Genomic DNA, 918 nt, shown 5'->3' with positions numbered 1-918 from the left:
GCTCTCGATGGTCACCGAGACCTTGTCGCCTTCCCCGCTGGGCTCGTCGGTCACCTTGGTGGTCACCGTCTCTTTGCCCAGCGTCAGTTGCTCAAACTTGTCCGCACCGCTCACCCCGGTCAACTTGGCGCTCAGGTCAGCCTGGCCACCAGTGTAAACATCATCCCCTGCGGTCACGCTCACGCTGCCGCTGGTCTGGCCCGCCGCAACAGTGATGGTCTGGCCGTTGCTCAGGGTGAAACTCAGGCCATTGTGGCCACTCACCGGCAAGCCATTGACGGTGCTCAGGGTCACGGTGTAAGTCACCTGCCCCCCTTCGGCCACGCTGCTCTTGTCTGCTGTCAGGGTGGCTACCACTTCACTCACGGTATCGCTGATAGTGACCGTGGCATCGCCACCCAGTACCAGGTTTTCAAAGCTCTTGCCGTCAACCACCGCATCCTTCAGACCCACGGTCAGGGTCTCGCCATCCTTGAACACGTCATCACCCTGCGCCGCCGGGCTGTACGTCGCGCTGGTCTTGCCAGCCAGGATCACCACGCTGTCGCCGTTGCTCAGCTTGACGGTCAGGTCGCTGCCCAGCACCTGACTCACCTTGACGGTAAACACCGGCTTGTCGGCCTCGGTCACGTCGCCATTGCTCTCGATGGTCACCGAGACCTTGTCGCCTTCCCCGCTGGGCTCGTCGGTCACCTTGGTGGTCACCGTCTCTTTGCCCAGCGTCAGTTGCTCAAACTTGTCCGCACCGCTCACCCCGGTCAACTTGGCGCTCAGGTCAGCCTGGCCACCAGTGTAAACATCATCCCCTGCGGTCACGCTCACGCTGCCGCTGGTCTGGCCCGCCGCAACAGTGATGGTCTGGCCGTTGCTCAGGGTGAAACTCAGGCCATTGTGGCCACTCACCGGCAAGCCATTGAC

General features: G+C 62.3%; 1 protein-coding gene. It reads right to left on the bottom strand.

Annotation, left to right across the window (positions count from 1 at the left end):
* The coding region (locus LD28_RS23330) for an immunoglobulin-like domain-containing protein (RefSeq protein ID WP_033135328.1) at positions 1-918 on the bottom strand (918 nt) is incomplete at both ends.

Origin of the sequence: Aeromonas finlandensis, assembly GCF_000764645.1 — a bacterium.
In the GTDB taxonomy this organism is placed as follows: Bacteria; Pseudomonadota; Gammaproteobacteria; order Enterobacterales; family Aeromonadaceae; genus Aeromonas; species Aeromonas finlandensis.
The sequence above is the reverse complement of the archived record's forward strand: the minus strand, read 5'-3'. Positions and strand labels throughout refer to the sequence as shown.